Annotated in this window: 7 protein-coding genes and 1 rRNA gene (1 of these 8 only partly in view); 5 read left to right on the plus strand and 3 right to left on the minus strand. The window is 43.4% G+C overall.

All coding sequences use genetic code 11. The features are described from left to right. Nucleotide 1: 1 nt before the first annotated feature. From arsC to AC0L6V_RS04420, 3 genes are all read right to left on the minus strand, one after another. On the minus strand, nt 2–346 hold the full coding sequence (gene arsC, locus AC0L6V_RS04410) for an arsenate reductase (glutaredoxin) (RefSeq protein WP_265217633.1): 345 nt from the start codon (nt 344–346) through the stop codon (nt 2–4). Between the two features lie 69 nt (nt 347–415). After that, complete coding sequence (locus AC0L6V_RS04415; protein WP_409419426.1) at nt 416–2,140, minus strand: proline--tRNA ligase; 1,725 nt, start codon at nt 2,138–2,140, stop codon at nt 416–418. A gap of 75 nt (nt 2,141–2,215) precedes the next feature. Continuing rightward, nucleotides 2,216–3,085, minus strand: a complete 870-nt coding sequence (locus AC0L6V_RS04420) for an SMP-30/gluconolactonase/LRE family protein (protein WP_265217634.1) — start codon at nt 3,083–3,085, stop codon at nt 2,216–2,218. An 85-nt stretch (nt 3,086–3,170) separates the two neighbouring features. Between AC0L6V_RS04420 and AC0L6V_RS04425 the strand changes: the two genes are divergently transcribed. From AC0L6V_RS04425 to AC0L6V_RS04445, 5 genes are all read left to right on the plus strand, one after another. Next, nucleotides 3,171–3,638: an HIT domain-containing protein gene (locus AC0L6V_RS04425; protein ID WP_418138796.1), complete on the plus strand. Its 468-nt coding sequence runs from the start codon at nt 3,171–3,173 to the stop codon at nt 3,636–3,638. A gap of 42 nt (nt 3,639–3,680) precedes the next feature. Then, entirely contained in the window at nt 3,681–4,511 is an 831-nt protein-coding gene (locus AC0L6V_RS04430; RefSeq protein WP_418138797.1) for a DUF2786 domain-containing protein, read from the plus strand. Further along, nucleotides 4,459–5,304, plus strand: coding sequence for a hypothetical protein (locus AC0L6V_RS04435; RefSeq protein ID WP_418138798.1), 846 nt, complete (start codon nt 4,459–4,461; stop codon nt 5,302–5,304). Before AC0L6V_RS04430 ends, AC0L6V_RS04435 begins: the two co-directional genes overlap by 53 nt. Nucleotides 5,305–5,467: 163 nt before the next feature. Then, on the plus strand, nt 5,468–6,985 hold the full coding sequence (locus AC0L6V_RS04440; protein WP_111605967.1) for a fumarate hydratase: 1,518 nt from the start codon (nt 5,468–5,470) through the stop codon (nt 6,983–6,985). A 384-nt stretch (nt 6,986–7,369) separates the two neighbouring features. Next, nucleotides 7,370–7,647, plus strand: a 16S ribosomal RNA gene (locus tag AC0L6V_RS04445) (it continues 1,265 nt past the right edge of the window).

Genomic DNA, 7,647 nt, shown 5'->3' on the forward strand with positions numbered 1-7,647 from the left:
GTTAATTAAATAAAGTCAAAACATCTTCAGGTGGTCTGCCAATCTTTGCCTTGTTGTTGTGTATGACGATAGGGCGTTCTATTAAAATTGGATGGGAATGCATAGCTTGCAGGCATTCTTCGTCTGTTGAGTGTGTGCTTAGGCCAAGTTCTTTGAATATGGCTTCTTTTGTGCGCATGAGTGCCTGCGGTGTTATCGCAAGCTGGGTCACAAGTGTTTTAATTTCTTCTAGGTTGGGTGTGTCTTGCAAATATAGGCGGATAGTGGGCTGGATATTATTTTCTTCGAGCAGTTGTAGGGTTTGTCGAGATTTAGAGCAGCGAGGGTTGTGGTAAATAGTCGTCATGCGGGGTCCATTTGTAGCGATTATAAAAAAGCCTGACAGAGGCAGATGCTTCCATCAGGCTTGTCGATTTTATTTTTTGCTTAAAATGAAATCGACAGCATCGGCAATTGCGATGTCTTCGTTTTCACCTGCTTTGCGATATTTGTATTCTAGGGTGCCTTTTTCAAGCCCTTTATCTCCGACAACTAAGCGATGCGGGATGCCTAGAAGTTCGCAATCCGCGAATTTAACACCTGGGCGTTCTTTGCGGTCGTCTAGTAATACGTCTAAGCCTTTCGCTTTAAGTTCTGCGTATAAGCGATCACATTCTATTCGTACAGCTTCGGATTTGTCGTAATTCATTGCCACGATGACAATATCAAATGGCGCAATACTTTCAGGCCATAAAATACCTTTTTCATCAAAATTTTGTTCGATTGCTGCTGCAACAATACGAGAAACACCAATGCCATAACAGCCCATGTGCATGACTTGCGCTTTACCATTTTCATCTAAAACGGTGGCTTTAAGGGCTTCAGCATATTGTTGGCCAAGTTGGAAAATATGGCCCACTTCAATGCCGCGTTTGATGACAATAGTGCCTTGACCATCTGGTGATGGGTCACCTTCTACAACGTTACGGATATCAGCAATTTCAAATGCCGCGCAATCGCGTTCCCAGTTTAAACCAGTAAAGTGGTAGTCGTCTTTGTTTGCGCCAGCACAAAAATCGGACATGACAGCGGCTGAACGATCTGCAATAACACGAATGCCTTTTTCTGCTAGACCTTTTGGTCCAATGGAGCCAGGAGCGCAGCCTATTTTAGCAATAATGTCGGCTTCATCAGCAAATTCAAAAGGAGAGAGAATGCCGTTTAATTTTTCTACTTTGATTTCGTTGATGTTGTGATCGCCACGCAACACAAGAGCAACAATTGTTGGTTGGTTGTCTTCGTCAATAGCCTTTACTAGCATGGTTTTTACTGTGCTAGTAACATCGATTTGTAAGAATTCAGCCACTTTTTGGATAGTTTTGCAGTCGGGCGTAAATACTTCTTTTATCTCTTGGGTTGGAGCGTCGGCTTTTTGTTTTAGACAAATTGCTTCGGCAAGTTCAATGTTGGCCGCAAAATCTGAGGAGTCGCTAAAAGCAATGTCGTCTTCGCCGGAGTCTGCTAGCACATGAAATTCATGTGAGTATGCGCCACCAATGCTGCCTGTATCAGCACGAACAGGACGATAGTCTAAACCAATACGATCAAATACATTGCAGTACGCTTGATGCATGACATCATACGTTTCTTGTAGTGATTCAGCGCCAACGTGAAAAGAGTATGCGTCTTTCATGCAAAACTCGCGAGAACGCATTACGCCAAAACGAGGGCGAACTTCATCGCGGAATTTGGTCTGTATTTGAAAGAAATTCATTGGTAGCTGTTTATAGCTAGTCAATTCATTGCGAGCCAGTTCAGTAATGACTTCTTCATGAGTTGGGCCAAGGCAATAGTCGCGCCCGTGGCGGTCTTGCAGACGAAGCAATTCTGGGCCATATTTCTGCCAGCGTCCGGTTTCTTGCCACAGCTCTGCAGGTTGAACACCAGGCATGATCACTTCAAGTGAGCCGGCTTTCTCCATTTCGTCACGAACAATGTTTTCAATTTTGCGGAAAACTTTTAAGCCTGTTGGTAGCCATGTATATAAGCCTTTAGAGACTTGACGAATCATGCCCGCGCGAATCATAAGCTGATGGCTGGTAACAACTGCATCCGTTGGGGCATCACGTAGTGTGGAAAATAAATAATTGCTTGCGCGCATAATAATGTTTGTACTTTAAGGTTAAGTGATTAATGTTAAGTTGCAGATTTAAGTGTAATCATAAAACTAAAGGTTTTAGCCTGCGAAGCGAGGCTCAATTTGGCCCGTTACATCGGTTTCAATGGCAAAAATCCCGCCAGCTTCTGGGAACTGCTTTAGTTCCTCTTCGGTTTGTGCGGCACGACAAGTACTCACAAATAATGTCTTCATTTCAGGTCCGCCAAAAGCAACCATTGTTGGATAGGTGGCAGGAACGGGATATTCTTCTAAAATCTTCCCTTGAGGGCTAATTTTAACAACGCGCTGACCTTGGTAAAGTGCTGACCAGTAGTTTCCTTCGCTATCAACAGCGGCACCATCTGGTCGGCCGTTACCTCGAGGAAATTCAATGAAGGTGCGTTTATTTGTTGCGACACCGCTTGCTAAGTCATAATCAAATTGATAAACCACATGGTTCGGAGTATCAGAGTAGTACATAATCGTATTGTCAGGAGAGAATGCTAGGCCATTGGAGGTCCATGCCGCTTGATCTATAAGCGTTTCTTTGCCTTGACTGAACTGATGCAGGGCGCCATTGAAGGCGTCTTTTGGAGAGTACATAGTACCCGCTAAAAAGCGTCCTTTTGCATCACATCGGCCATCATTAAAACGTGTAGTTTTTTGATCGTAAGAAGCGAGCCAGTAGGGTTTTAACTCGGCATTAAAATGTTCGAATGTGTAAACGCCAGAGCGAAACGCAGCGACAAAGCCTTCTTGCTCGTCTAGTGAAAAACAGCCTATTTCTTCATCAAATTTACGATGTGCTAGGCTTTTGGATTTTGTGTCATAGGCGTATAGTATGAAAGAATCTATATCGACAAAATAGAGCGTTTGAGTACGTTCGTCCCAACGAGGACATTCGGCTAATTTTGCTTGTGCATTTACAGCGCACTGCATATCAGTCATGCGGGCTCCAAGTCTCTGAGAGTTTTAGAAAATAGGATGCTATAGTGCTTATTAAAGCCTTTTTTGTAAATAGGAAGATGTAAAGATGTTTGAGTTAGATCCAGTATTGAGTCGTGATTCTATTCTTGTCGGGCACTTTTCACTGTGTCAGCTTCGTCTCATTAATGATGCTCAGTTTCCATGGTTTATTTTGGTACCTCAAAGAAATGATATTACTGAAATATATCAACTGGTAGAGGAAGATCGTCAACAATTGATGGCAGAAAGTTGCCTTTTGGCGGAAACGCTTCACGATGCTTTTTCCGCCACTAAGCTTAATATTGCCGCTATTGGTAACCAAGTGCCACAGCTGCATGTGCATCATATTGTACGTTATAAAGTAGATCCATGCTGGCCAGCACCAGTTTGGGGTAAATTGTCGGCCGTTCCTTATGGAAAGGAAGACTTGGCTGAAATATTGCAAAAGGTTCATTCGTTGTTGAGTGATGATTTGACGTTGCCGAGCGATGATGACGCAGAGGCTCTATTACTGAACAAATATCTCAACTTATAATCTATACTGAGTGAAAATTAGCCAACTTGGAAAGCATGTTTTATGAGCATTAGCAAAAGGAAGAAGGCCATACAAAAAGTGGTTAAATTATTAAATTTAGCGACTTCGACTAATTCAAGTGAATCTGTTATGGCTTTGCGTCATGCGGAGTCTCTAATTAGGCAGTATCAGGTGGCTCAAAGGGAGTTACCCATTTTGCAGTTGTGTGATCGATCCATGCTTTATCGTGTAAGTTGGGGCGGGGCTGCGCCACGCCATCAAAAAGAGAGTGCGGTCAAATCGTCTTCAGAAGGGTCTGTTTATCAGCGGCGTTTCAGTGAAAAAAGTAGCGATGCTAGTAGGGCTTATGAATCGGCTCGCACTATTTTGGATGATATAGATTTGTCAGGTTACCAAGGTACCGAAGAGGTGCTTCGTGATTCATTTACTGCTGATAACGTTGACGATGTTGAAATTGAGAGTGAATGTTTTAGTGTTGATGATGTAGTGCCGGAAAATATGTTGGAAGGTGTGGAAATGGCAGCTCAGTCTGTTGTGAACGATGGGGGACAAGATAGCTCAACTATTTATACGTCTAGTGACAATGTTATTAATGCGACAAAAGCTTTTCGTCCTGATGGATATGAGTTTACTGAGACGCTTAAAACGCAATACGCAACTAGCAACCCAAATGTGCCATTTGTTGAGGATGGCTATTGGTCTAAGGTGTATGAAAAGCTTGTTGACTTTGATGAAATCAAGGTTCAAGCAGACATAGAGGCGTTAAATCAGCAGCTTCTTCTTGCACAAGAGAATTTGCAGCTTAAGAAAAAGAAGCGTTATGAGCATGAGCAAAATGAAGTGCAGGAGCGCTCTGAGCGAGCCTCGTATTGAGCAGAGTTTTGAAGAGGCCATTGAGCGTGCTTTTCAGGCTAGGGCTAAATCTTACGAGGCTTGGGAAAGTAGTTGTACTAAAGTTCGCATGGAGCGTTTGAAAGAAGAGCAAGAGGCTGTTCAAGGGTATGATGCAATTAGTCATGCTTTGGCAAAAAATAAAGAATCCTTTAGGCAGCATTTGCAGCGTAAAGAGGATTACAGGGCGGCGAAAATTATGCACGAGTTGCGTCGGCACCTTGTGTTGGCTGTCTCTGTAGGTGCAGAAGCAACGGCATCATACGAGAAGGTTATTGATATTATGTCAACCAATGGCTTATCTCTTAAAGATTTAGAGTTTTCAGATATAAAAAATAAGAGTTTGTTTATTCGGTTGTTGGAGCGTGAATCGGCAAGTATTGCAGATGTGCATGCAAGAGAAGCGCATACGGAAGAAATGTTGGATAAATTCTTAACCTCCAGCCAAGCCAAAAAAGAGTCTCGAGCGTCAGAAAATCCGATACAGCATATTCAGCGTTTGCTTATCGCTGCTAGTGAAGGTGGGCAGTTTGAAACGCAGAAAAATTTAGAACAAGTGACTTACTTGATGGAAGTTAATGGTATAGGTGTAAGGGATATTGGTTATGGATTCATTAAAAAGTATTCGGTTTTTATTCGCTTGATTAATTGGGAGGCGGAGAGAATCTCTTCCTTACCAGAGCGTGAGAAGTTTACCGCTCAAATTTTAGAAGAGTACATTCAGCACTCGGTACAAAAGCCGAAGTCGGATAGAGAGCAAAAAGCTAACCGTTAATGATCTTAGGTGTAGTGTGCCAAATTTTTCCTCTATATACCCCTCATTCATTTGATTGATGAGGGGTATATTTTTTAAAACCCACCTTAATGCTTTCCTTGCAGGGCTGCATCTTTTACCATTTCGTTTTCGATTTAATCGTGAGACTCGGCAGGAGAGAAGCATGAGCATTATTAAAGAAGATGATCTGATTGATAGCGTTGCAGACGCGTTGCAGTTTATCTCTTATTATCACCCTTTGGATTTTGTAAAAGCAGTACATGAAGCGTACGAGCGAGAAGAAAGTAAGGCTGCGAAGGATTCGATGGCACAAATTCTTATTAACTCTCGTATGTGTGCAGAAGGTAAGCGTCCAATCTGTCAGGATACCGGTATTGTTACTGTATTTGTTAAGATAGGAATGAATGTGCAATGGGAGAGCACAAGAAGCGTCACTGATATGATTAATGAGGGTGTGCGCCGTGCTTATCTTCATCCAGATAACGTCTTACGTGCTTCTATTCTCGCTGATCCTGCTGGCGCTCGTAAAAACACCAAAGATAATACGCCTGCTGTGATTCACATGGAGGTCGTGCCTGGTGATACGGTTGAAGTTCACGTCGCTGCTAAAGGTGGTGGTTCTGAGAATAAATCCAAACTGGCGATGTTGAATCCTTCTGATGATATCGTTGAATGGGTTAAGAAAACAGTTCCTACTATGGGGGCGGGTTGGTGCCCTCCAGGTATGCTTGGCATAGGTATTGGTGGTACAGCAGAGAAAGCCATGGTGATGGCGAAAGAATCTTTGATGGAGCCAATCGATATCCACGAATTGAAAGCTCGTGGCCCTCAAACTCGTGTTGAAGAGCTTCGTCTGGCTATTTTTGATGCAGTGAATAATTTAGGTATCGGTGCGCAAGGCCTCGGTGGTTTGACAACGGTTCTTGATGTGAAAATCATGGATTATCCAACGCATGCCGCTTCTTTACCTGTTGCTATGATTCCAAACTGTGCAGCTACTCGTCATGCGCATTTTGTGCTTGATGGTTCTGGTCCTGCAGATTTAGTTCCACCGTCATTGGATGATTGGCCAGAAATTACTTGGGAGGTTGGTGAGAGTGTTCGTCGAGTAGATTTGAATACCATTACACCGGAACAGGTTAAGGAATGGCAGCCTGGCGAAACGATTTTGTTAAATGGCAAAATGCTGACGGGTCGCGATGCCGCGCATAAGAAAATGGTTGAGATGATGGCTAACGGCGAAGAGCTTCCTGTTGATCTTAAAGGGCGTTTTATCTACTACGTAGGTCCTGTTGATCCAGTAAGGGATGAGGCGGTAGGTCCTGCTGGTCCAACGACGGCGACTCGCATGGATAAGTTTACTCGCACCATTTTGGATAAAACGGGCTTGCTTGGTATGATTGGTAAGTCTGAGCGTGGTCCTGTAGCCATTGAGGCGATTAAAGAGTTTGGCGCTGTCTACCTTATGGCTGTTGGTGGCGCGGCTTATTTGGTATCTAAGGCGATCAAAAAAGCAGACGTGGTGGCCTTTCCAGAGTTAGGAATGGAGGCTATCTATGAATTTGATGTTGTCGATATGCCAGTCACTGTGGCGGTAGATACCATGGGGACATCTGTGCATATTACTGGGCCTGCTGAATGGAAGGCGAAAATTGAAGCGCAAGCGCTCGAAATAAAATAGTCGATTTTAAAAAAGGCTATGTTAAAAGTTTTAAAAAAAGTCACTGCGTTGATCGGCGCAGTGACTTTTTTGTTTTTGTAGTGTTTTTTTATTTGCAAAGTGGTTGCATAGATATAAATAGTCTGTATTATACACGACCTCAGCCGCACAACGTGTGTGGTGACGCTCTTTAAAATAAATAATCAGATAATTTGTGTGGGCGCTCGCTGGAGGCTTCAGAAGATTGTCCGGATTGGTTTTTAACTGATTCGAGATGGTCAAAAAAATTGAAGTCTTGCGAAACGTCTAACACGTCAATTCGCTTTATGTTGTTTCGTTGTTCTTCGGGATGATGAAATGATTAAGTTATTGTTAGTGTAATAGATTTTGAGTAAGCAAACTTTTTAACTGAAGAGTTTGATCATGGCTCAGATTGAACGCTGGCGGCAGGCTTAACACATGCAAGTCGAGCGGTAGCACGGAGAAACTTGTTTCTTGGGTGACGAGCGGCGGACGGGTGAGTAACGCGTAGGAATCTACCTAGTAGAGGGGGACAACATGTGGAAACGCATGCTAATACCGCATACGCCCTGAGGGGGAAAGGAGGGGACTTTTCGGAGCCTTCCGCTATTAGATGAGCCTGCGTGAGATTAGCTAGTTGGTAGGGTAAAGGCCTACCAAGG

The sequence above is a fragment of the Marinomonas sp. G8-14 genome (genome assembly GCF_055808935.1).